Annotated in this window: 1 protein-coding gene; it reads right to left on the bottom strand. The window is 42.9% G+C overall.

Translation table 11 applies throughout. The features are described from left to right. Positions 1-181: 181 nt before the first annotated feature. Positions 182-502 (bottom strand): hypothetical protein, encoded by a 321-nt coding sequence (locus tag H1S06_RS00255; protein ID WP_181736288.1) that lies wholly within the window; start codon positions 500-502, stop codon positions 182-184. Positions 503-666: the final 164 nt, after the last annotated feature.

Below are 666 nucleotides of genomic sequence, written 5' to 3' on the forward strand. Positions count from 1 at the left end.
ATAGTGCTGATATTTTTTCCTGGCCATCTTGCACCTCCTCGTCAGGGGTAAACCTAACTATAGAAGGTGTCTACTGTTCGTGGGTAACTCGGAAATATAACGCCGTGCTAAGGGGCCGTAGCAGCGTAGCTGCGAAGGTCCCAGTGAGCGCAGCGAACGAGCTTGAGCACCTTGTTAGTTTTTAGTGGCTCAGAACTAAATCAGGGTGAACAATATTGCTATTCAATAGAATGGAGTGCGCTGATTTAATGGCTTGGTTGAAATGGTCGATGCTGTGACGTCGCAATCTTTCAAGAATGTTCGCTGACTGCCTAGCCTGCTGATAATGAACTAGAACACTATATTTATTACTTGCAAATCTTTGCGTGTCATAACACCCGTTAATAAATATCACTAGTGCAAATGCGTCTTTTGAATCCCTTTCAAAAGATTTTAAAGACTTTTCGAATTCACTTAGCGCCTTGTTTATAACTTGAATATCTTCTTTCTGAAAATCATTCATTTAGGGAATCCTAGATAATTAAATAAAAACTAACGCTTCAATCAGCCGACGCGTTAGCGGTCGGCTGCATTGACTTGTATGGATAATTCTCTGCGTTTTCCGGGTAAATTGGGACCCACCCTCAACGGCCATTGAGGGCCTTCATGCAGCAGCTCGATGATTGG

The sequence above is a fragment of the Marinobacterium marinum genome, assembly GCF_013868415.1.
Lineage (GTDB): Bacteria > Pseudomonadota > Gammaproteobacteria > Pseudomonadales > Balneatricaceae > Marinobacterium > Marinobacterium marinum.

What these genes read in the sequence shown, in the direction of transcription:
- H1S06_RS00255 (WP_181736288.1), bottom strand. Translation starts at nt 502, where the DNA reads ATGAATGATTTTCAGAAAGAAGATATTCAAGTTATAAACAAGGCGCTA.